Annotated in this window: 27 protein-coding genes and 1 pseudogene; 22 read left to right on the forward strand and 6 right to left on the reverse strand. The window is 54.6% G+C overall.

The genetic code is table 11. The features are described 5' to 3' along the window. Positions 1-348: 348 nt before the first annotated feature. From I6L46_RS20485 to I6L46_RS20500, 4 genes are all read left to right on the forward strand, one after another. A complete protein-coding gene (locus I6L46_RS20485) occupies positions 349-2,067 on the forward strand; it encodes an acetolactate synthase 3 large subunit (RefSeq protein WP_005339146.1) in 1,719 nt (572 codons plus the stop codon). A 91-nt stretch (positions 2,068-2,158) separates the two neighbouring features. Beyond that, positions 2,159-2,653: an acetolactate synthase small subunit gene (gene ilvN / locus I6L46_RS20490; protein ID WP_005311605.1), complete on the forward strand. Its 495-nt coding sequence runs from the start codon at positions 2,159-2,161 to the stop codon at positions 2,651-2,653. 104 nt (positions 2,654-2,757) lie between these two features. Next, positions 2,758-3,384, forward strand: a complete 627-nt coding sequence (locus I6L46_RS20495) for a LysE family translocator (RefSeq protein WP_216976952.1) — start codon at positions 2,758-2,760, stop codon at positions 3,382-3,384. 135 nt (positions 3,385-3,519) lie between these two features. Continuing rightward, positions 3,520-4,479, forward strand: a complete 960-nt coding sequence (locus tag I6L46_RS20500; RefSeq protein ID WP_216976954.1) for a LysR substrate-binding domain-containing protein — start codon at positions 3,520-3,522, stop codon at positions 4,477-4,479. Between the two features lie 89 nt (positions 4,480-4,568). Here I6L46_RS20500 and I6L46_RS20505 read toward each other — a convergent pair whose 3' ends face one another. The 4 genes from I6L46_RS20505 to I6L46_RS20520 all read right to left on the reverse strand — a co-directional run bounded on the left by I6L46_RS20505 (position 4,569) and on the right by I6L46_RS20520 (position 8,154). Continuing rightward, positions 4,569-5,750 carry a M20 family metallopeptidase gene (locus I6L46_RS20505; protein WP_216976956.1) on the reverse strand — a complete coding sequence of 394 codons (1,182 nt, stop codon included), beginning with the start codon at positions 5,748-5,750 and terminating at the stop codon, positions 4,569-4,571. After that, a complete protein-coding gene (locus tag I6L46_RS20510) occupies positions 5,750-6,199 on the reverse strand; it encodes a hypothetical protein (protein ID WP_005349183.1) in 450 nt (149 codons plus the stop codon). Before I6L46_RS20510 ends, I6L46_RS20505 begins: the two co-directional genes overlap by 1 nt. Next, the gene (locus I6L46_RS20515; protein ID WP_005341166.1) at positions 6,196-7,014 is read right to left on the reverse strand and encodes a DUF3100 domain-containing protein; all 819 of its coding nucleotides are present in this window, start codon (positions 7,012-7,014) and stop codon (positions 6,196-6,198) included. The genes I6L46_RS20510 and I6L46_RS20515 overlap by 4 nt, the downstream gene beginning before the upstream one ends. A gap of 258 nt (positions 7,015-7,272) precedes the next feature. Further along, positions 7,273-8,154, reverse strand: a complete 882-nt coding sequence (locus I6L46_RS20520; RefSeq protein WP_216976958.1) for a DMT family transporter — start codon at positions 8,152-8,154, stop codon at positions 7,273-7,275. Between the two features lie 270 nt (positions 8,155-8,424). On the opposite strand from I6L46_RS20520, the gene I6L46_RS20525 reads away from it, so the two are divergent. Next, positions 8,425-9,642, forward strand: a complete 1,218-nt coding sequence (locus I6L46_RS20525; RefSeq protein WP_201968525.1) for a site-specific integrase — start codon at positions 8,425-8,427, stop codon at positions 9,640-9,642. Positions 9,643-9,789: 147 nt separating this feature from the next. On the opposite strand, the gene I6L46_RS20530 is transcribed toward I6L46_RS20525, so the two are convergent. Continuing rightward, entirely contained in the window at positions 9,790-11,280 is a 1,491-nt protein-coding gene (locus I6L46_RS20530) for a histone-like nucleoid structuring protein (protein WP_254203116.1), read from the reverse strand. 423 nt (positions 11,281-11,703) lie between these two features. On the opposite strand from I6L46_RS20530, the gene I6L46_RS20535 reads away from it, so the two are divergent. Then, entirely contained in the window at positions 11,704-11,907 is a 204-nt protein-coding gene (locus tag I6L46_RS20535; RefSeq protein ID WP_201959108.1) for an AlpA family transcriptional regulator, read from the forward strand. 392 nt (positions 11,908-12,299) lie between these two features. After that, positions 12,300-13,277, forward strand: coding sequence for an inovirus-type Gp2 protein (locus tag I6L46_RS20540; protein WP_254203117.1), 978 nt, complete (start codon positions 12,300-12,302; stop codon positions 13,275-13,277). A gap of 138 nt (positions 13,278-13,415) precedes the next feature. On the opposite strand, the gene I6L46_RS20545 is transcribed toward I6L46_RS20540, so the two are convergent. Continuing rightward, positions 13,416-13,760: a helix-turn-helix domain-containing protein gene (locus tag I6L46_RS20545; RefSeq protein ID WP_201959109.1), complete on the reverse strand. Its 345-nt coding sequence runs from the start codon at positions 13,758-13,760 to the stop codon at positions 13,416-13,418. Between the two features lie 271 nt (positions 13,761-14,031). Between I6L46_RS20545 and I6L46_RS20550 the strand changes: the two genes are divergently transcribed. The 15 genes and pseudogenes from I6L46_RS20550 to I6L46_RS20620 all read left to right on the forward strand — a co-directional run bounded on the left by I6L46_RS20550 (position 14,032) and on the right by I6L46_RS20620 (position 21,227). After that, positions 14,032-14,397: a hypothetical protein gene (locus tag I6L46_RS20550; RefSeq protein WP_216976960.1), complete on the forward strand. Its 366-nt coding sequence runs from the start codon at positions 14,032-14,034 to the stop codon at positions 14,395-14,397. A 17-nt stretch (positions 14,398-14,414) separates the two neighbouring features. After that, positions 14,415-15,101, forward strand: a complete 687-nt coding sequence (locus I6L46_RS20555) for a hypothetical protein (RefSeq protein WP_254203118.1) — start codon at positions 14,415-14,417, stop codon at positions 15,099-15,101. Positions 15,102-15,185: 84 nt separating this feature from the next. Then, the gene (locus tag I6L46_RS20560; RefSeq protein WP_216976962.1) at positions 15,186-15,749 is read left to right on the forward strand and encodes a lecithin retinol acyltransferase family protein; all 564 of its coding nucleotides are present in this window, start codon (positions 15,186-15,188) and stop codon (positions 15,747-15,749) included. A gap of 35 nt (positions 15,750-15,784) precedes the next feature. After that, a complete protein-coding gene (locus I6L46_RS20565; RefSeq protein ID WP_216978082.1) occupies positions 15,785-16,210 on the forward strand; it encodes a DUF2787 family protein in 426 nt (141 codons plus the stop codon). A 10-nt stretch (positions 16,211-16,220) separates the two neighbouring features. Next, complete coding sequence (locus I6L46_RS20570) at positions 16,221-16,649, forward strand: hypothetical protein (protein ID WP_216976964.1); 429 nt, start codon at positions 16,221-16,223, stop codon at positions 16,647-16,649. Beyond that, positions 16,624-16,926, forward strand: a complete 303-nt coding sequence (locus I6L46_RS20575; RefSeq protein ID WP_201968557.1) for a hypothetical protein — start codon at positions 16,624-16,626, stop codon at positions 16,924-16,926. Before I6L46_RS20570 ends, I6L46_RS20575 begins: the two co-directional genes overlap by 26 nt. 92 nt (positions 16,927-17,018) lie before the next feature. Then, entirely contained in the window at positions 17,019-17,516 is a 498-nt protein-coding gene (radC, locus tag I6L46_RS20580; protein ID WP_216976966.1) for a DNA repair protein RadC, read from the forward strand. Further along, positions 17,513-17,704 (forward strand): hypothetical protein, encoded by a 192-nt coding sequence (locus I6L46_RS20585; protein WP_216976968.1) that lies wholly within the window; start codon positions 17,513-17,515, stop codon positions 17,702-17,704. Before radC ends, I6L46_RS20585 begins: the two co-directional genes overlap by 4 nt. A gap of 24 nt (positions 17,705-17,728) precedes the next feature. Beyond that, a complete protein-coding gene (locus I6L46_RS20590; protein WP_254203119.1) occupies positions 17,729-18,097 on the forward strand; it encodes a hypothetical protein in 369 nt (122 codons plus the stop codon). A 72-nt stretch (positions 18,098-18,169) separates the two neighbouring features. Beyond that, the gene (locus tag I6L46_RS20595) at positions 18,170-18,676 is read left to right on the forward strand and encodes a hypothetical protein (RefSeq protein ID WP_216976970.1); all 507 of its coding nucleotides are present in this window, start codon (positions 18,170-18,172) and stop codon (positions 18,674-18,676) included. Then, positions 18,676-18,891: a hypothetical protein gene (locus tag I6L46_RS20600; RefSeq protein WP_216976972.1), complete on the forward strand. Its 216-nt coding sequence runs from the start codon at positions 18,676-18,678 to the stop codon at positions 18,889-18,891. The genes I6L46_RS20595 and I6L46_RS20600 overlap by 1 nt, the downstream gene beginning before the upstream one ends. Next, entirely contained in the window at positions 18,888-19,250 is a 363-nt protein-coding gene (locus I6L46_RS20605) for a hypothetical protein (protein WP_216976974.1), read from the forward strand. The genes I6L46_RS20600 and I6L46_RS20605 overlap by 4 nt, the downstream gene beginning before the upstream one ends. Then, complete coding sequence (locus I6L46_RS20610) at positions 19,247-19,573, forward strand: type IV toxin-antitoxin system YeeU family antitoxin (RefSeq protein WP_216976976.1); 327 nt, start codon at positions 19,247-19,249, stop codon at positions 19,571-19,573. Before I6L46_RS20605 ends, I6L46_RS20610 begins: the two co-directional genes overlap by 4 nt. A 28-nt stretch (positions 19,574-19,601) precedes the next feature. Further along, a complete protein-coding gene (locus I6L46_RS20615) occupies positions 19,602-20,144 on the forward strand; it encodes a hypothetical protein (protein ID WP_216976978.1) in 543 nt (180 codons plus the stop codon). A gap of 166 nt (positions 20,145-20,310) precedes the next feature. Continuing rightward, positions 20,311-21,227, forward strand: a pseudogene (locus tag I6L46_RS20620) (IS5 family transposase). Positions 21,228-21,637: the final 410 nt, after the last annotated feature.

The raw sequence follows: 21,637 nt of genomic DNA on the forward strand, positions 1-21,637 counted from the left end.
TTTGTGGTTGTTTTTCCCCTCAGCGGAATGATCCGCTGGCCATTCCCCGACTTCCTTCCCTTTTGTCTCATGGCCGCTGCGGCAAGTCATTGAATGTTAATAGCCGGTTGAAATGTATGACTGTTCTGGTCAGATAAAGCCGTGGACAAGCGTTATGAAGCGGGTTAAGTTGGTTTTTCACCCTATTTTCGGGTGAATGACGGAAAAATCCTTTTTTTCTACTGTCGACGGGGCTGAATTGGACCGATCTGCATTCAGATAACAACAAGAAACGGATCGGGCCGTGCCGGGAAGCACGGCATCGTCGGCGGGATTCGCTAAACGGAGCAAAGCCTGGAGGGCTTTATCATGGAGATGTTATCAGGCGCCCAGATGGTGGTTAGAGCGCTGGAAGATCAGGGAGTTGAGCACGTCTTCGGCTACCCTGGTGGCTCAGTGCTCGACATCTATGACGCTCTCTTCGAAAACGGCAAGATGGAGCATGTCTTGGTGCGGCACGAGCAGGCCGCGGTTCACATGGCTGACGGTTACGCCCGTTCCACCGGCAAGGTGGGGACTGTGCTGGTAACGTCAGGCCCGGGAGCGACCAACTGCATTACCGGTATTGCCACCGCCTATATGGATTCCATTCCGCTGGTGATCCTCTCCGGCCAGGTGCCGACCAGCATGATCGGTGAGGATGCGTTCCAGGAGACCGACATGATCGGTATCTCCCGCCCGGTGGTGAAGCACAGCTTCCTGTGCAAGAAGGCGAGCGATATCCCTGAGGCCATCAAGAAGGCCTACTACATTGCAGCCAGCGGCCGCCCGGGGCCGGTGGTGGTGGATCTGCCCAAAGATGTGCAGAACCCGAAAGAAAAATTCCCCTACCAGTATCCCGAGACGGTCTCCCTGCGCTCCTACAACCCGACCAAGTCTGGCCATAAAGGGCAGATCAAGCGGGCTGCCAAGCTGCTGGTAGAAGCCCAGCGCCCGGTGATGTACGTGGGCGGTGGCGCCATCAACGCCAATGCGGACCATCTGGTGACCAAACTGGCGGAGCTGCTGAACCTGCCGGTGACCACCACCCTGATGGGGCTGGGGGCCTTCTCCGGTGTCCATCCGCAATTTATCGGCATGCTGGGGATGCACGGCACCTTCGAAGCCAACAAAACCATGCACAACGCGGATCTCATCTTCGCCGTGGGAGCCCGCTTCGATGACCGCGTCACCAACAACGTGGCCAAGTTCTGCCCCAATGCGACCGTGGTTCATATCGATATCGACCCCACCTCCATCTCCAAGACGGTGCAGGCCCATGTGCCCATCGTCGGCTCGGTGGAAACCGTGCTGGAGCAGATGTTGGAAGTGATCCGCGAGTGTGGCTTCGATAACGACAAGGAGGCGCTGGCGGACTGGTGGAGCCAGATCAACCAGTGGCGCTCCCGTCACTGTCTGGCCTACGAAAAGTCGGCTACCCAGATCAAGCCACAACAGGTGATCGAGACCCTCTACAAGGTGACTCAGGGTCAGGCATTCGTCGCCTCCGACGTGGGCCAGCACCAGATGTTTGCTGCCCTCTACTACCCGTTTGCCAAACCGCGCCAGTGGATCAACTCAGGGGGCCTCGGCACCATGGGCTTTGGTATTCCGGCCGCCATGGGGGCCCAGTTTGCCAACCCGGATGCGGTGGTCTGCTGCGTCACCGGCGACGGCTCGGTGCAGATGAACATTCAGGAGCTCTCGACCTGCATGCAGTACGGGGTGCCCATCAAGATCATCTCCATCAACAACCGTGCGCTGGGCATGGTCAAGCAGTGGCAGAAGATGTTCTACGGCGGTCGTCACAGCCACTCCTACATGGAGTCCCTGCCAGACTTCGTCAAACTGGCGGAAGCCTACGGCCACGTCGGCATCGCGGTGAGTGATCCGGCCGAGCTGGAGAGCGCCATGGAGAAGGCCTTCGCCATGAAGGATCGGCTGGTGTTCATGGATATCTCGGTAGACCCGGATGAGCACGTCTATCCAATGCAGATCAAGTTTGGCGCCATGGACGAGATGTGGCTGAGCAAGACGGAGAGAACCTGACGATGGAACATATTATTTCGGCCGTACTCAAGGAGCTCAAGTTTGGTTCCATCAAGGACGAGATGTGGCTGAGCAAGGCGGGGGAAATATCATGAGACACATCATTTCAGTACTGCTGGAGAACGAATCCGGCGCCCTGAGCCGCGTGGTGGGTCTCTTCTCCCAGCGCGGCTACAACATCGAGACCCTGACGGTGGCGCCGACCGAGGATCCCACCCTGTCACGCATGACCATCGTCACCATGGGTGACGAGCGGGTGCTGGAGCAGATCCAGAAGCAGCTGCACAAGCTGGTGGATGTGCTTAAGGTGTGCGACTTGAGCGAAGGGGAGCATATCGAGCGGGAGATCGCGCTGGTCAAGGCGCGTGCCGCCGGTGGGGCTCGTGACGAGCTGAAACGGCTGGCGGATATCTTCCGTGGCCAGATCGTCGACGTAACCCCCGAGCAGTACACGGTACAGTTGGTGGGCACCAGCGAGAAGCTGGATGCCTTTATCAAGACTGCCGCCCAGACCAACGAGATCATCGAAGTGGTGCGCTCCGGCGTCTGCGGCATCTCGCGGGCGGACAAGGCGCTGCGGCCCTGATGGCTGGCGGGACAGCTGATGATGTGTCAGCTGCCGCAGAGTGAAAGAAAAGAGGGCTCTGCGGAGCCCTTTTTGTTTGGTTTTTCTTTACGAGGGGAAGTGTGATGTTCGGTATTCATGATCTTGCACTGTTTATGGTCTCGGGGTTGCTGCTCAATATCATGCCGGGGCCCGACTCCCTGCTGGTCATGTTGCGCAGTGGCTCGCAAGGGTGGCGTGCCGGTTCGATTGCGACGTTGGGCATCGGCACCGGTGTCATGGTGCATGTGCTGGCGGCGGCCCTCGGTCTGTCGGCCCTGCTCAGCGCGTCGGCCGAGCTGTTTGCCCTCATCAAGCTGGCTGGCGCCATCTACCTCATCTATCTGGGGTTCTCCCTGCTGCGCCAGCAAACGATGGGTGCAATGGAGAGAGGGGCCACCCTGCCCGTCCTTTCCTATGGCCAGATTTACCGGCAGGGAGTGCTGACCAATGTGCTCAATCCCAAAGTCGCGCTCTTTTTCCTCGCCTTCGTGCCCCAGTTCATCGCACCGGATGCCCCCGACAAGGCGCTCGCCTTTATCTTGCTCGGTTGCATCTTCAATCTGGGCGGTATCATCTGGTGTCACCTGCTGGTCTTTACCACCGTCTATGCCAGCCACAGGGTTCGGTTGTCACAGCGTCTTGGTCGCTGGCTCAACCGGGGCATCGGCACCCTGTTTGTCGGGCTCGGGATCAAGCTCGCCAGCGACTAGCTCGCCGCTTTCTGACCTGGGGCAGGTTATCGCGCGCGGCGCTGTGGTATGGTCGGCGGTCAGCTGCGGGGCCAGTCCCGCTCTCTCTTTTTCAGGTCAGCCCCACTGGCCGCAGCAGCGAGATCCCTTGCCCAGATGAACATCGCCCGGCTCAAGAACTTTACCGAGATTGTGAAGAACAACTTCAATATCTCGGCGACGGCGGAGAAGCTCTACACCTCCCAGCCCACCCTCAGCAAGCAGATGAAGATGCTGGAAGATGAGCTGGGGCTCGCCCTCTTTACCCGCAAGGGAAAGAATCTGGTCGGCTTGACCAGCGCAGGCGAGCAGGTGATGGAGTTGGCCAAGGGGGTGGTGGCGCAGGTGGAGCAGATCAACCAGCTGTCGCTGGGGGAGCAACTGGCTACCAGCGGGGTGCTGCGTATCGCCACCACCCACACCCAGGCGCGCTACAAGCTGCCAGCGGTGATCACCGAGTTCAGCCGCCGTTATCCCGATGTGGCGATCCAGCTCCATCAGGGGGCGCCAGCCCAACTGGCCCAGATGGTGCAAAGCGGCGATGTGGATATGGCGATCGCCACCGAGTCCATGTATCTGTTCGACGAGCTGGCCGCCGTTCCCTGTTATCGCTGGGGGCGCAGCGTGGTGGTGCCCCACGGTCATCCGCTGATCGACTGTCAGCCGCTGTCGATGGCGGATCTGGCCCGCTATCCCCTCATCACCTATGTGTTCGGCTTTACCGGTCGCTCCAAGATGGACAAGGCCTTCAGCCGCCACGGCCTCTCGCCGAAAACCGTGCTGACCGCCACCGATACCGACGTGATCAAGCACTACGTCCGGCTCGGCATGGGGGTCGGGGTGATTGCAAGCATGGCCTTTGACGAGGGGGACAGGGAGGATCTGGTGAGTCTCAACATCGACCACCTGATCGCCTCGAGCGCGACCCACATCTGCCTGCGCAAGCATGCCCATCTGCGTGACTACATGTACGACTTTATCCACCTCTACGCCCCCCATATCAGCCGGGAGACGGTGCAACTTCATCTGATCAATCAGCTGCCGACTGCCAATATGGCGGAGTTGCCGTGGCTCTAGCCGCTGGGGGTCTGCCGCGTACAGAGCAAAAATACAGAGATAAAAAAGAGAGGCCTTGGCCTCTCTTCTGGTTTTATCGGCATGCGGGATTAAGCGCTGCGGGTCGCCAGATTGATAAAGATCTGGGCTCCGACCAGCAGGCAGTCGTCATCGAGGTAGTAGGGATTCGCATGCAGATAGTTGCAGATCCCCTTGGCCTGACAGCCGCTGCCGAGGAAGAACATGGCCCCCTTGCGGCCACGGCAGGCGTTGACCATGTAGCTGAAATCCTCGCTGCCGGTCATCGACTGACCCTGAGCGTTGATCCCCTCGGAGGGCAATACATCGGCGGCCGCTTGCAGCAGACGGGCACAGGCCTCGGCGTGGTTCTCGACCGCCGGATACCCGGCATAGACCATCTTGGTTTTGAAGCCGCGTAGTTCGCTCTGGGCCACGATCTCCTTGAAGCTGTTCTTCAGGATCTGGTCGGTCTCGGCATCCATGGCACGGATGGTGCCACGTGCCTGCACATGGTCGGCGATGGCGTTGGGGATGGTGCCGCCGTTGATCATGCCGCAGCCAAATACCGCTGGGCTGAACGGACTGGTGCGCTTGGCGACGATGTAGTCCATGTCCTCGATGATCCGCACCGCTTCGCGGATGGCATCCAGCCCCTTGTGGGGGGTGGATCCGTGGGCGGAGATACCGTGCACATCCAGCGTCCAGGCGGAGCCCCAGGAGGACATGACACCGTGGTTGAACTTGATGGTGCCGGTTTCCATGGCGCCGTCGTTATGGAGGGCATAGACCTCGTCTACCCCCTTCATGCAGCCCAGTTCGACCATCTTCTCGGCGCCCGGCACCCGCATATCCTCTTCCGCCATCTGGAAGATAAAGCGGACGTTGTACTGCAGGCGATCGCGGTTGGCGGCCAGAAACTTGGCTGCGGTCAGGGCGATCGCCATATGGGAGTCGTGACCACAGTTGTGAGCCATTCCCTCGTGGGTCGACTTGAACGCAACGTCGCTCATGTCGTGCATCTCGAGGCCATCCATATCGGCACGGAAGGCGATGGTCGGCAGTACCGGGTCAACCACCAGATCGCCGTGGAAACCGGTGAAGCCCGGATAGTCGGTGAGACGGTAGCCAAAGCCTGCCATCAGCTCGCGGCAGTAGGCCGAGGTCTTGAACTCGACACCGGAGGCTTCCGGAATGGAGTGCAGGTGGTGGCGTACTTCGTGGCTGAAGTCGCGCAGGGCCAGCAGGGCCGGTTCAATATGGATGTTGTTCATCAGATGATCCCTTGAATGGAGAAGCCGAGTTGGGCCACCAGCGAGGCGCCGAAGAAGCAGCAGGTGGAGACGATCATGAAGATCAGGATCACTTTCCAGGACATCTTCTTCAGCTCTTCCAGCTGACCGCCCACCGAGAGACCGGCGAAGGCCAGCAGCGGTACGCAGCAGGAGAGGAAGGAGATCTTGGCGACGGCGTCAATGAAGAGGCCGCGCACCGGGGTTTCCGGCAGGCAGATGAGAATGCCGATGATGGTGGCATAGGCAAACGCCGGCAGGGAGGAGGGCAGGTAACGCTTGGCAATCAGCGAAGCGAACACCACCAGTGACATGGCGACGAAGCTGTCACCCATCAGCCAGAGCGGGGTGCCGGTGGTCAGGGTTTGGGTAAACATGGCCAGCAGGATCGCCAGAAAGACGAACCGCATATCCATTACGATGCTTTTCATGCTTTCTCTCCTTTGGCAGTCAGGGCATAGATTTTTTCAGCGAGCGGCAGACCCAGATAGGTGAGGGAGAGGGCGCCGAGGGCAGACGAGAGCAGGTTCGAGGCTGCCGCGATACTCAGCACCTGCTGAGCCAGTGCTTCGTCGAGACCGTTGATCAGGGCGCCGGAAGCGGCACTCAGCATGGAGCCTGAACCCACACCGGAGCCGGCCGCCAGTGCCAGCGGGTGCAGGCCGGTGAGCGGGGCGATGCTGCCCAGCACGCTGAACCAGAGGGTGCCGATCACGGAGCCGCACAGGTAGATGGCCAGCACGCCGATGTACTCTTGGGAGCCGGTGCCGAACTTGCCCTGAATTACCGCAACGGACGGCTCACGGCTGATGGAGGAGCAGGCCCCGATGGCGCGGCGGCCAAAGCCGAACTTCACCGCCAGCGGAATGGCGATCAGGATCGGCAGCAGGTTGCCAATCTCCTGCAGGAACAGCGGCACGCCGACGCTCAGGATCATCTTCAGGTTGGGGATGATCATCCCCGCGTACTGGGTACCCAGGATCAGCAGGCTGAAGCCCACCATCTTGCCGCAGAAGCCCTCTTCTTTTTCGGTGAAGAGCTGCTTCCAGCCGGGGATGCGATCCTTGACCGGTTTGGCGGAGACAATCATGCCGATGATGACGGCAAAGAGCATCGGCAGGATCGGGATGATGGCGATGCCGATCCTGATCTCCTGTTTGCCTATCAGGTACTGGGCCACAAAGATCAGCATGGCGGTTGCCAATATGCTGACTGTGACCGTCTTGAGGGGGCTGGTTTGCTGCATAGTTTTTTCTCTTGTTATTCCCATGTGTGGCCATCGTCAGAATTGTCCAGACCGATGATGGGGGCATCATAAGGAGCGAAGAGGGGCAGGAATGTGACCTTCATCAAGCTGGCCATATGGCATTTTTTCATGGGGTATGCCCTTTAACCCTCTGGATACCAAGGGTTAAAGGCCGTTAACAGAACGTCAGCATTGGCAGGACAAGATAAGCAAACAGGAGGGAAATGGTGACACCGCCCCGCAGGGCGGTGACGCGGATCAGACGGGCGTTTTGAGCCGTGCACTGCGCAACAGCAGGGGCAGTTGGTAGAGCACCAGGGCGCCGAGCACCAGTCCGGCTCCGGCCAGTTTGGCGCCGCCGAGGGGTTCGCTATAGAAGAGGGTGCTCAGGATCTGGGTCCAGACCGGTTCCAGCAGCATCATCAGGGCGGCGTGGGCAGTGGTCATCTTGCTCAATGCGTGAGTGAGCAGCCAGTAGCGCAATGTGGTGGCGATCAAGACGCTCGCCGCAAACCAGCCCCAGATGCCGTGGCTGACTCCAGCCTCGGGCCACTGTTCGGTCAGCAGGGAGAGCAGGGTGCCGAGCAGGCCGGTCATCGCCAGCTGGATGCACGTGAGCCAGGTGGGGGCAATGGATTGGGCAAAGTGGCGATGGACGGCGAGCTGGATGCCGAGAGTGGTGGCCGCCGCCAGAAACCAGAACAGCGAAAGCGACACGCCCCAGTGGGTACTGCTGGAGAGCAGCAGCAAACCCGCGATGGCGATGGGCAGGGTGAGCCAGTAGTGGCGGCCAGGCTTGGCTCGAAAGGCTCCCCAGGCGGCCAGCGGGGCCATCAGGGTCGCGACGCTCATGATAAAGGCGCCGCTGCCCAGCGCATCGCTCTGGCTGATGGCGGTGACCCACAGCAGCAGGCTGGCGCCGAGCAATGTGCCGCAGCCGGCGGCGCGCACCAGTTGGGCGCGGGTCGGCGGTGGCTCGCGCAACCAAGCCAAGGGGAGCAACAGCAGCGCCGCCAGCAGAAAGCGGCTGCCGATAAAGGCGGCAGGGGGCAGTTCGCGGATCGCCTCTTTCGAGAAGAGCCAGCCAGCAGCGGCCAGCAGGGTGACCAGTACCATCAGCAGCAGGGGAGTGCGGTTCATCGGGGTCGTCATGGTGAAATGGAGGGGAGAGCATAAAGGAAAGGCGCCAGGTATTGCTACCTGGCGCCTTTCGCATCAGCCTTGAACCGCCGTCGCGGCTCGCGGCCAGCAATCAGTTCATGCCGTATTATCACACTGCTTGTCTAATGCTGTTTGGTAATGTCTATAATTTGCATGCATCTTATTGATTTATATTATCTAAATTTCCATGGTTGTCTAAAGTTATCTTAGGGGATATAAGACAAGTGTGGGTTCAAATGTGGGTTCAAAATGGCAATCTCAGATTCAAAACTCAAAGCAATGCTGCGTGGTCACGATGATGATACGCCCAGAAAGGTTGCGGACAGGGATGGGCTATCTGTTCTATGGAGGAATAGCGGAAAAGTCAGCTTCGTGTACCGCTATCGAATTGTAGGCAAGGCAAAAAACCTGACTCTGGGATCCTATACCGGTCAGGAGGGGGGACTGTCGCTTTCCGAAGCAAGGAAAAAGGCGGCGCAATGTCGAGCTTGGTTGGAAGAGGGCAACGATCCCGCCTTGATGACGCGGATCGGGAAAGATGAAAGGTTGAAGCCTGTCACGGTTAAAGATGCACTCGAGTATTGGCTCTGCCATCACGCTGATAAGAAAAGGTCTAACAGTGAGAAGCATCGCCAGCAATTTGCGAAGTGGGTCTATCCCCGTATCGGAGGTCTTCCTTTGTCAGATTGTGATACTCGTCATTGGTTGAGCGTCTTTGACGAGTACTCGAAGGTAGCACCTGTGGCTAGTGGGTATTGTTTTCAAAACTGTAAGCATGCTCTGAAGTTTTGCCGTGTCAGACAGTTTGCAGTGAGTAATGCGTTGGATGACTTGACTGTTGCTGATGTTGGGCAAAAAGCGAGTAAGCGAGATAGGGTTCTGACGCTAGAAGAACTGCGAACACTGTGGGAGTGGGCTGAGAAGCTAGGTCCATATTGCTACTACGGAAATTTGGCCAAGATTCTGTTGTCGTTCGGCGCAAGAACTCAAGAAGCTCGGCTATCAGCACCCGAAGAATGGAATCTAGTCGAAGGTACATGGACAGTACCTGCCTCTAACTCAAAAACAGGTAATAAAATCGTGAGACCAATACCTGATTTTATTCGGCCGACGATAGATCACTTGCTGAAAGCAGCCGCCGCACAGTCATCCTCATACTTGCTAGGAGAGCTCAAGCGACCAGAAGCGGTAAGTCAGTGGGGAAGGGGGATTTGGAAACGGATCGGGCATAGCACCCCCTGGACATGGCACGATCTGCGAAGGAGCTTAGCGACCCGCCTTAACGAGGCTGGGATTGCCCCCCATGTCGTGGAACAAATTCTAGGTCATGCCCTACCTGGTGTAATGGCTCACTATGTTCATACGGTTCGGTTACCGGAACAAAAAATGGCTCTGGAGTTATGGGGTGGTATTTTGAAACCATCAGAAAAACCGGCAGATAATATTGTGCATCTACAAGTTGGATAGGGTTTATTAAGTTTCTAATTTTAGAATTTGCCTATGGAGGTTACACTGAACGTAACCTCCATCTTTATTCATACCATACCATCATGGAGTGTTTAAATTAGAAGGTTAATTTATGATGAATAGAGTGCCTTATATTTCGCGATGTTTTTACCGGTGTTGGTTTAATTTTTTTTGTAATGGGTTGTCAGTGCTTTTACTATTCCCGCTTTTTCCAAATGAACGAAAGTTTTTTTCATTAGGCTTGCGCACTATCGCATAAGCTAATATGTCCTGAATGAATAAGTCGTTTAAAGATTTAGCCAGCATGTCACGACCGACTTTATTTTTAATTGGGAAGTTGTCTGTTTTACCGCTATATTTAAAAACATCACCGTTGATCACGTTGCTTCTCCACATGTTACCGATCTCTTCTACGATGTCAAAGCTCTTCTCCCAGTCTGGTTTTAAAAATAAAAATAGATGAAGATAATACTTCCTTATTGAGCAATAATCGACTTTCCAAATATACCCATCTATATATTTCATAACTGGGTTTTTTGCTCCTCGCCTAAATATTGCATCTCTGCCATCAAATAGCTTTGTGAGCTTGTAATAGTATAGAGAGTTAGGGTTTTTATAGATTTCATAAATTTCTTTTTCATATTTTGAATCATATCCATCATCGAAAATACAGTTAAATCCTAAACAACACCTTATCACATGCGTAGAATCGCCACCGACCTTTCTATTTATGAAGTCAGTGATGGAGTTTATATTCCTCCTTACAGTGAAAAGTCTTTTAGAAACCTCTTCCTTATAATATGGAGAGTTATAGACTGCATTGAATTTATTGATGAAGGCGGTCATCAGATCGATTGAGAAATACTCTTCAAAATCATCTCTATATGTGATGTCAATGCCATTCTCATTTACTATCTTTATGAATATAGATACAGCTGGATGCACATCAAAGTGCTCAAGATAATCCTGGTTATTGAGAATGTTGTTTACGTTTGATCTCAACAAAACTCTTATTTTGTTTTTTATTTCTACTTTCTGCTGAGTACTATACACAAGTGCTTTATTTAGATTAACCTCATCCTGAGCGGTTAATTCTAATCGATTGTTTTTTTTAAATTGCCTCCCAATTTTAAATCGTTCGTGGTAGCTATATTCCCTAACAGATGAAATAAATGACAATATGTTATAAATATGTTCAAAGTTACTGTAATCTTCAGTTGCTATAAATTTTTGATAGTAATTTACTTCGCTAGACTTATTATCTTCAATAAAATGGCCTATAGGTGTGTTGTTCTCAATCTGCAATCCATTCTTACTAAGCCCTTCATGTCTAAATGCCAGATGTGGAGTCTTTCTAGTTCGCTGTGCAGCGAGGAGTAATTCTTTATCACAGTCGTATATTGAATATGGCCTTTCTGTTGTTTTCATTTTAATATTTTTATCTTTGTTATTGTCGGTTTTACTTCCTCGCAAAACACGTTTGATTTTAGTTGGTTGTTCCACTTCATTATCACCAGTGAACATATCTTTATTTATTTTGATGTCTTCATCTTTATGCTGTATTGGGGGGGCGCGACGCTCACTTTTTGCTTTTTCACCAATGTGATTACGTGGTCTGTATTTTTTATTTCTTGCCATGTTCAACCTTCTTTATGGTGTGTTAATTCCAGCATAATTTTTAATTATATAGGTTTCTATTGCCACATCAACAAGGTTGCGATAAGGGTGTGATGTAAGTATCACTTAACTTATCGCATGGTTGCATTTAGTATATTTTGAGTTGTCCTAGTCCAGGTGGAGGCTCTTCAGTTCTCTTTGCTGCGGATAGGTGAATAGCATCTATCGGTATAGCTCTAACCTAGGGGCCTGAAATTTTGTATTACCTACAATCCATGCATCAGCTGCCTAGATTGGTCACTTTATGCAGAGTTATAGCTAGCAGTTTGGATAGGAATTACAGTTCAGACTCTTCTAACGTCTAAAGAGAATGATGCGATACCCTGTTTTTTTTAACTGGCGCGCTCTTCTGATGAACAACTACCACATCATCAGGAGTACACCATGAACAACACCATCAAAGTCCTGCGCATCAAAGACCTCATCAACAAGATTGGCATGGCCAGGTCTACTATCTATGACTGGCTTAATCCCAAGTCTCCTCGTTATGACGAGACATTCCCCAAACCCTTCAAGATAGGTCAGTCCTCTATTGGCTGGTTTGAGCACGATGTTGATAGCTGGCTTATTCGTAAAAGCCAGTCTTGAATGCATTTTCCCATCCCTGGTGAGCTCCATAACTTCCAGCGTTATAAATCCTACCTTGATAGGCTCATGGGTTAGGGAAATAGCCATTCCTTCTTATATATGTTTTTGGTGTTTTCGTAGGTAAGGCATGCGTATTACGTTTAGGTATATTTATTATTTAATATCACTACCATTCATTAAACATCACTTCTATTCAATACTATTCCTACGCTATGTACAGCCACCCATATACAACCAATAACCATTACCACTATCGCGTACCATTACACCACCCTCATGTGGTGGTCATGCTACCACCAGCATAGTTAGCCAATACCACTCCACCAATCTCCCCTATATGCGCGTGTGTCTATCACACAGCGTAGGGTTACTCCTGCCTAAGCGAGGCCTTCATGTTTAACTCAATCAGACTATTAGATATCCTATCCATAGCAGACCAACTCCAAAATACAACGTTCCCTATTGTCAGGGCTGTTGATTCAGCCCTTGGTAAGTCACGCATCACTTGCATTGACCGTAGACTATCAACCAAACTCTTTAATGTATTGGATACCGTGTGTGATTATTTTTATTGTCATGAGGAGGTATCGTCGGCGCATCCAACGGTAGCGCTATTCCTAACGCATATGCGAGAGGTTTATGGATTGCACCTCATCCATGAGCGATATCTCGATAGTGATGTCGGTAACGAATTAGCTGGAGATATCAATAACGCGCTGTATGCGTTTCTAAGAGAGTTCAAGAGTAAGGTGCACCGTAAGTATCTCAATAACCTCAAACGTGTTCAGAGCCGCAATCAGCGCAGCATATCGACGTATGTTAATAGCCTATTCGACCAGCATGCCAAACTATTAGTCATCCGATTGGATATCGGCTATCACAAAGACTACTACGACCAGCTCACGCTAGACCTCGTGACGAATGACCGGAATGGTTACCTTCGTCGAGTACAGAACAAATATCCTGCGTTGGTAGGCTATATCTGGAAACTGGAGTTCGGTGTTGATAGACGTTTCCATACCCACATTACGTTCATTTTTAATGGGGCTGTACACCAACGAGATATCTCGCTGGGTATTGCGCTGGGTGAGGTATGGGAAGATATGTCCGACAATAACGGGAGCTATTTCAACTGTCAGGTCAGGCGGGAGGATTATCGGGAATGGGGTACTGATGGCATTGGGATGGTCCACTACAGCGATACAACCAAGCGCATAAACCTGATTAATGCGCTGGGTTATCTGACCAAGCTGGATACGCAGATATTGGCGGTATTGCCAGCCGGTCGTCGGACCTTCGGGCGTATGGAGAGACCATCGCCCCAACCTCGTCTTGGCAGACCTCGGTTGTTGTTCTGTCGCTCTGATTGAAAAAGATCTCAGATAGATATTATCAAGGGAGAGTAAACACATATCGCTGTGAAGCTGCTTGGGAGCGCCATCGCGGCCTCCCAAGTTATTGACCCTGGCATCGGGTGTCAGTCAGTCACAGATGCGCACTGCGAGCTGTTAAGGCGCCAGTCGTGCCACCAGCTTATCTACCACCTCCAGCACCAGCGCTCTGTCCGCTGTATCGAGCTTAGCCAACTGTTGGCTGAGCACAATGCCTTGTTCGGTGGGGCGGTTGCTGGTCTCACGCAGGAAGTCTGCTAGCTCACACTCAAACAGCTGGGCGAGCTCTGCCAACCGCACTACGGTCGGCACCACGAGACCTCGCTCCATTCGGGAGACGGCTTCCATACCTATCTTTAAGTGCTCTGCCACTTGCTCCTGAGTCAGCCCCGCCTGCTGGCGTTGGCGTCCAATCGCTTTGCCCACGCTCTTGGCCAGCTCTTCAGAGTTGATGTTTGTCATACGTCCTCCAGTCAACCCTAATAGTTGACTATGGACCCTCATTGACATTAAGGACCCTTTGGGGTGAGGATCACCTCATTAGATCTAATTTAGTGAAGTAGTCACCCCAACATCGAAAGGAGTTCGACACGACCTAACCTCAACCCACCCCCTTGGTGGCATTTGACTATCAGCCCTCACCACCATTAACCCATTACGTTTGCACCCGTTAGCCCGAGAGGTTCACCTCGTCGGTCAGGCATCCTTTTGCCATTTTTATTAAGGAGAGATCATGAATCGCACACTGCTTTATCCCTTGCTGCTGGCCTCTGGCCTATCACTGAGTGCCTGCAATGCAGAGTCTGCCGATGGCCCAGAATTCAATCTAGACGTCGAGTACACCGCTATTGGGCGGCCTCAGATAGTCGTCACCTCGCTCAACGATCACGTCACCATTCAGAAAGTGCTGATCAATGGCGGCAAGAGTAAATGCCGGGTGATGCTGCGCAATGACATCGGTGGTCAGCTAGGTGGGACCCATTTCCCATTCAAGCTCAATTACACCGAAAGCTGGCGGCTGGTCATGACCGAGCCGTGCCGATTGAGGGAGGTCACCCTCTTTACCAATCTGGGCAGTGCCTCTTACACCATTGAATAAGTCGTCTGGAGAGTGACATGACAGAAAGAATCAAACTGGCACTGTGGTGCACATGGTTATCGCTGTTTGCCTTACCAGCCTGGGCGGCGCCTGAATTCACGGTGCCAACGGTCACTCAGCGGATACCGGCCAACGTTGAGGGCACCCTCAATTTCGCCAGCATGCAGTTTTGGATAGAGACCTCGAAAGGGGAACGCATTATGTTGATGCCGCTGGATGAAGATGAGCCAAGGCTCATACCCAGGGTCAGCCAGCCGGTTGCCCTGAACGGTTTTATGCTCACCTATTCAGATGGCAGTCGTTACTTCGAGCCCTCCTTTGCCCCCGCGTCCACCGCATCAAGTACCACGTCATTTACCATCGTGAAAAATGACGATGACAGCATCGAGATCCGGCATGAGGGTGAGGTGCTGCTGCGCACCGATGAATATGACGCCATCAAACTCACGCACCGTTTGCCGCTGGCCAACGGGCAGGCGGTCTTGTTTGAGCTGCACAGTGGCGGAGTGGCATGCCCGGTGCTCTACCAGTTGGCTGTCGCCCAGACGGGGGCGCTGACCATGCTTTCACAACCCTTTGGTACCTGCAGCGATGAAGGCAAGCTGACCCCCGCTCCCAACGGTTTCACCCTCGACCTGCCCGGCAATCCTCGCCAGCGCTGGGTATGGGATGCCAACAGCTTGACGCTGCGCAAGCAGTCCTGACCACCAGCCGCCACACATTCACCACCATCAGGGCACCTTCGGGTGCCCTCTGTTTTATGCCGCATGTTATTTAAGGAACTGTTCATGCCATTACCGCAATCAGGGGACCACCTTGTTTCCCCCCGCACCGGTTACCAGCACCACGGTCTCTATCTGAGGGACCATCTGGTCATCCATTACCAAGGGGTCAGTGCCGGAACACAGTCCGGTCAGATAGCTATCACCACGCTTGCCGAGTTTAGCCAAGGGAGGGGCTATCGCATACAGCACCATAGCGCACGAGCTTTCAATCGGGAGGAGAGTATCGACCGCGCTTACTCCCGTCTTGGGGAGGCGCACTACAGCACGCTCTTTAACAACTGCGAGCACTTCGTGCTCTGGTGTATCGAGGGCTTTCACTACAGCAAGCAGATTAACCAGCTGATTGCCACGGGGTGTATCGCACATCAGGCGCTTCGCACTGTGGCTTGGCAGCCTACCCATGCGGCCCTGCCTGGCATGGCCACCAGCACGGCACTGAATCCATCAGCAACTACCGCTGTGACCGCCGCAGTCGGTGCGCTGCTTGGGAGCTCGGCCACCTCGCTGGCGGCGCCCTTGGCCGCCACTTATGGCCTCTACCGCGCCTGGCGCTGGCTGAGGGATTGACGGTTATCACATTCGATATGAAAGGACACACAATGATGACCATGCCATTTCACCTGGCAGGGATGGCCCTGCCGATTTCCCCCGAGCTGCCTGACTTACTGCGCAGCGCCGTGCGGGACCAACGGCTCGACCTCACCGACCTCTCGACCCTGACCTTCAACTTTCGCAGCCCCGGCTACAGCGCTGAAACGGGTGGCGTCCATCCGGTAGAGCTGCGGCTTATTCGGGGATTACACGGCTGGGTCTTCGATTACATCACCGACTTCAGTTATCAGGGGCTGGGCCAGGATGCCGAGCTCTGCAAGGAGCTCGACTTCAATCTCTCCTGCGACGAGCACTATCTGCAGGGCTGGGGACCACTGCCCGGCGTGGAAGCACGGGAGCTGTTTGCCCTGTGGCAGCGCAATTTCATTAGCTGCGCCCAGTTGGGATATTTCACTGTCACGGTCAGCGGGGAGTAGGAGGTGTGTGATGACTAACGAACTGCCGCTATCTCACTATTCACACCAGTGGCTGGGACTGGTTGCGACCAAGGCCAAACTACAGCCAACTCGCCAGGGCGAGCGCTGGTTACTGCACCTGACTCCTGGTAGCCCAAACGCCCGCACCGTCACGCTGCATCTGCGCTGGTCTGGCGTGCAGTGGCAACTGCTCTCCCTCACCAATGCCGAGGACTGGCGCACCATGAGCCACCCCGTGGATGAAATCTGCGTGGACCCCACGCGTCGCTGTTTCTGGCGCAGCCAAGCAGGGCCTGTCCCACTCTCTGAGCAGCCCAGTGTGTTGGCAAGTTTCCTGGCTGACCTGCAGCGTACCTGCACTCACCACGGCTATTGCGTGGAGAGTGACCCCTTACCCCAAGAGGAGGCACATGATGCCCAAACAACCGATAGCCGTTGAGCTTGAAGCGATTAATCGAGATGGCGAGACGCAGGTGGTACGTGACAGTGGCCTACCCGTGAACGGCTACAGCGTCTACCTGCGGGCGGTAGAGACCAATGGCCTTGCCCTGGCTACCTGGGTAGCTGACTACGACACTATAGGCCCTGCTTACGAACTGGCAGAGCGATTAAGTCTGGCACTGGCCATCCCGCTAGACGTGTTGGTCCCCGAACCATTGATACCGGCGAAGCGGGAACCCACAGCCACAGCAGGAACCATCACCACAACAAACTGAGCTATCTCCAGAGTTAACCAACAACCCCTCTACATCCATGTGACCTCGGCACGCTTCGCGCTGCCGGGGTCTTTCTTTTTCAGGAGACCACCATGCGTTATCACAAGCTCAAAGCAGGGGAATGCCCCGGCACCTATGTCGTCACCGAACCGGTGACAGAGCAAGACTTGCTTCGTATCGCCAACCAGATTGCCCGCAAGCGCCTAGCCAAAGGTACCGCCATTACCAGCACCTCCGAGGCCGCAGAGCGGCTGCAAACCCTGCTGCAGGACCGAGAACACGAAGTGTTCGGGGCACTGTTCCTCAACTCCCAGCATCGCGTGCTGGCCTTTGAAGAGCTGTTTCGCGGCACCCTCGACAGCGCCAGCATCTACCCTCGGGAAGTGGTCAAACGGGCCTTGTTACTCAATTGCGGGGCCATCATTGCAGTGCACAATCACCCCAGCGGTGACCCGGAGCCCAGCCAATCTGACCGGGTCTTTACCCAAGCCCTCAAAGAGGCCTTGGCCCTGGTCGATGTGCGATTGCTCGACCATCTGGTGGTTGGTGCCGAAGGCGTAGTCTCGATGGCCGAAAGAGGTCAACTATGACTCTAACCCCAGATAAGTCACACCTCACCGCCCTCGATATCCTCCTCGAGCTGCGCTGCTGGCTTGAAGACAACGTTCAGATGCAGGCCGAGCCAGCCATCGTGGCTCACCTGCCTAACGGCTATCAACTCACCCAGGCTGACTGTATCGAGGCCATTGACACACTGCTGCATCAGCTACGCCATTAGTCGCGCCAAGAAGGAACAAACGCCATGCGATTACCTAATCCTTATTCCCTGGTGGAAACCCTCGAGAAGCTGCGCCATGGCCTGGCAGCCGCCAGCAACCAAGGGGCGCAGGCGTTGCTGGAGAAGGCCGTCGCCAAGGCCCATGATGACGAGGCCTATGCCAGGCAGTTTGAAGAGACCTTGCTGCAGGGCTCCACCGTCGAGATCCGCGAGTGTCTCAGCTGTTTTGGCGACTGCTTCGAGCGCTCCCGAGATGCACCGCCCTATTACCCGCACCACGACGCCGTCAACGGCATTGATTGTGCGCTCTACGCCATCCTGTTCGCGCTGGCTCACCCAGAAGCCGAGCCCGCCAGCCCCCCCAAACCCGGATCATCTGAACCAATACCATGATCCGGATATTCCGACATCACCCACAAGGCCACCTCACTACAGGTGGCCTTTTGCATTTCAAGGAGTCACCCCATGTCTGCTTTCATGATCGATCGCAAGGATTACCTTGCCTTTGCCGTGCAGTTACACCGTTTTTGCAATGCCCCCATGCCACCGCACTACACCTTGGAGCTGCTGCGCTCCCTCTGGTGGAACTCACCAATGGATGTCACCAGTACCTGGACGTGGCGAGTTGATCGGTTGGTACGGTTGATGATGCTCGCCAACCGGCGTGCAGTCTGGCATCGCTATCAGCTGGGGCGTCAGCAGGACCGCAAGGAACCTCGTCAGCACTGCTCGACCAAGCTGAGTTCGCTTAAACCTGCCCACCGTTACCACCAAGCACCACTCACCGATGCCGAACTGGTGGCGCTGTACAAATTCACCTGCTGCGCCCTGTACCAATCGAGCGAATGGAGCGGGAGCCCCGAGCAGGCTCCCCGGCTGGTGAAGGTAATCCAGCAGTTGCAGCAGGCGCTGGCACAAGACGTGCTGACCCGGCTGTCACTGTGGGAGCAAGCCCCTTGGGGAGAGATGTAATGGCTCTATACATCACCCTGACGGTGACAAGCTCACCACCAAGTTCAACTGCCCACCTGGCTCAACACATCGCCGATGACATGGCACACCTGCATCATCGTCTGGGTGATGGGGTCAGTGATGAACTGGGCATCAGTATCAGCTATCTGGTCGAACAATTTGCGCTATTGGCAGCGGCTTACCGTTCACCTGCAGAAAGAGAGAAACACCCATGATCGAATTCAACGATAGCTTCACTCAGGTCGCAGTCGCTCAGGCAATGAACGCACATGGCGATTTGCATAGGCTCATTACCTATCAGCTCACCTTCCCGAAGTGGGCACACGACTATGACGAGACCGGCAAGCGCACTGGCCCCGACAAGATCAAGCCCGTGCCAACGATGCACAAGACCACGCTGTTTGTGAGTCCACTGGACATGGTGGACAACCAGCCCCGCGAGATTAGCTTTGCGTGGTGGGAGCGTGAGTGCAACGACCTCGGCTATCCCGTTGGGGAGTGGCGACGCACCATTGTGGGTGCCTACTTCAACCACGGCACCAACGACAACCCAAACTGGAGCAGCCACACATGAGCATCTTCGAGCACATGACATGGGGACTGGGCACCCCGAACCTGCCCAAGCTGGGGGCTCGAGCCATTCTGCAACGTGGTTATGTTGATTTCCTGGGCGATCGTGCCGGTATGTACGGCGAGCCAAGTGACGAGTGGCGGGCCGAGTGCGACAAGGTGCTGCCGCACTTCCTGCGTGAGTTAACCAAGATGGCCAAGGCATACCAGATATGCACCGACATGGACGAGGTGTTTCGCCTTGAACACAAGGGCTGGGTGTGTGAAGCCAGTCCGAGGCGCAGCTACGGCTACCTCTACCTCGACATCTACCACCCCGCTAGTTAGCGGGGTGTTTGTTTCAAGGATAAATATCATGAACAAGTTCTATCACGTGGGCACACTGGCCCGCCGTGAAGTCACCGCCCTGCTGCACACGCTGACGCACAATGCAGCCGCCAATGCCGAGGGGATCCTCAACTACGTGGGCAGCAAGCTGAACCCCTACGACCCGCGCAAAGAGAAGGCCAAGGCACGGCATACATTGCGCCGGGTCAAGAAGGCTCAGAAGGTAGGGCGTATCCCGCTTGAGCTCACCGTGACGGGTTGCCGCATCGACCGTGGCAGCCATCAGGCCGACCGTTACTACTACGACCGCACGCTGCTGGCCCAGGGCTGGCAGCAATACGACACCGAGGAAGATGCATGGTATTTCGGCATCTGGATTAACACCGACAAGCTGGAGACCTTTACCTACGCAGAGGGGGATACAAGTCATGTGATTGCGCCAAACGTCGAGGCGTTTCGTGCTGAATTGGCGCGGCTCTATCAGTACCACCCGCAAGCCCCGGCGTTTATCAGCATCGACCCGGAAGCACGCGTTTTGACCCATCACTTTGAAAGCAAGCCGGAGGTATGAGATTGCCAAACACATCACCATCAAGGTGCCCGGCAAACATCCGCGAACAGGCGAGCTCACTACCTTTGATCTCAAGGGGGCGTTGTTGCCTAAATCGATGCAGTTTGAAGGGAACTTACTGAGGACTCGGAGATCTGATCACCACCATCCTCTTCAAGTTTGCATCATGGGCACGTCGCTTCACCCCATCACCAACTGGCCTACATACAACAAGTCTTTGATTAACCGTGGTTCACTCACCTTCTGGGTTGATGCCGAAGCCATGAACAGCTGGTTTCACCACGACCATCATGGGCGCCGAGGTCGCAGCCAGCTGTACACCGACCAGACCATCTGTACCTTCCTGATGCTCAAGGGGATTTTCAACCTCACTCTGCGGGCCACTCAGGGACTACTAGACTCCCTGTTCGAGTTGATGAATGTACCGTTGTGCGCACCGGACTATAGCTGCGTCAGCAAGCGAGCACGCTCGGTGACTGTGGCTTATCGACAGCCCCCAAAGGAACGTATTACCGACTTGGTTATCGACTCAACCGGGCTCAAGGTGTTTGGGGAAGGCGAGTGGAAGGTCAGAAAACACGGTTCGGAGAAGCGGCGAGTGTGGCGCAAGTTGCATCTGGCGGTAGACCCGGTGACCCACGATATCGTGGCGGCGGAAGTCTCACTGGAAAATGTCCATGATGCCGAGGTGTTGCCCACCTTGCTCAACCCTCTGCGGCGTAAGCTGGGACATGTTTATGCGGATGGTGCCTATGACAGCAAAGCCAGCCATCAGCTTATCTCGCGCAAAGGGGCGACAGCCTGTATCCCGCCTCGTAAGAGCGCGGGGTTATGGAAAAAGGGGCATCCAAGAAATGAGGCCGTGCTGGTGATGCGCAAGAAAGGGCTGGCGCACTGGAAGAAGATATGGGGTATCACCGTCGCTCGCTGGCAGAGACGGCGATGTATCGGCTCAAGCAATTGCTGGCGGGGAAAATCAGTCTGCGTAACTACAACGGCCAAGTGGGAGAAGTCATGGCGTATGTTAGCGCCATAAACAAGCTGAATACCCTTGGTCTACCTGTCAGAAAGCCCCGAGTGTAGCGGTCACCAGGGGCTGGGGCAGTTGCTGCTTGATGGTTGATTTGGGAAACAACGCCTCTCAAGGGCCAACGCATGGATATCGACATCAGCACGCCGCTTACCCGCATCCCGATTGGCTACCGTATAACCCTGCTCGGCGGCTGACTGCATCCGTTTACGTCCCACAGTTTCGCTCTGTTATATATTTACAATACACAGCCAAGCTTAAAAAACATCAGCCCCCCGTCAGCCCTGCTCTTTAATGAATTGTTCGCTTGAGATCAATTTTCTGAGCATAAGAAAACGGGGGGATCTATTGATTGATTAACAGAACCATTGAAATAGAATATGTTCGCTCTCGTTTGGCTTTGTCTTGGCGAGTAAAAAGCAACTGACACTCCATTCTTTCATTTGGTTTTAACTAGATGATG

It is taken from the genome of Aeromonas sp. FDAARGOS 1416 (genome assembly GCF_019048085.1).
Classification (GTDB): domain Bacteria; phylum Pseudomonadota; class Gammaproteobacteria; order Enterobacterales; family Aeromonadaceae; genus Aeromonas; species Aeromonas veronii.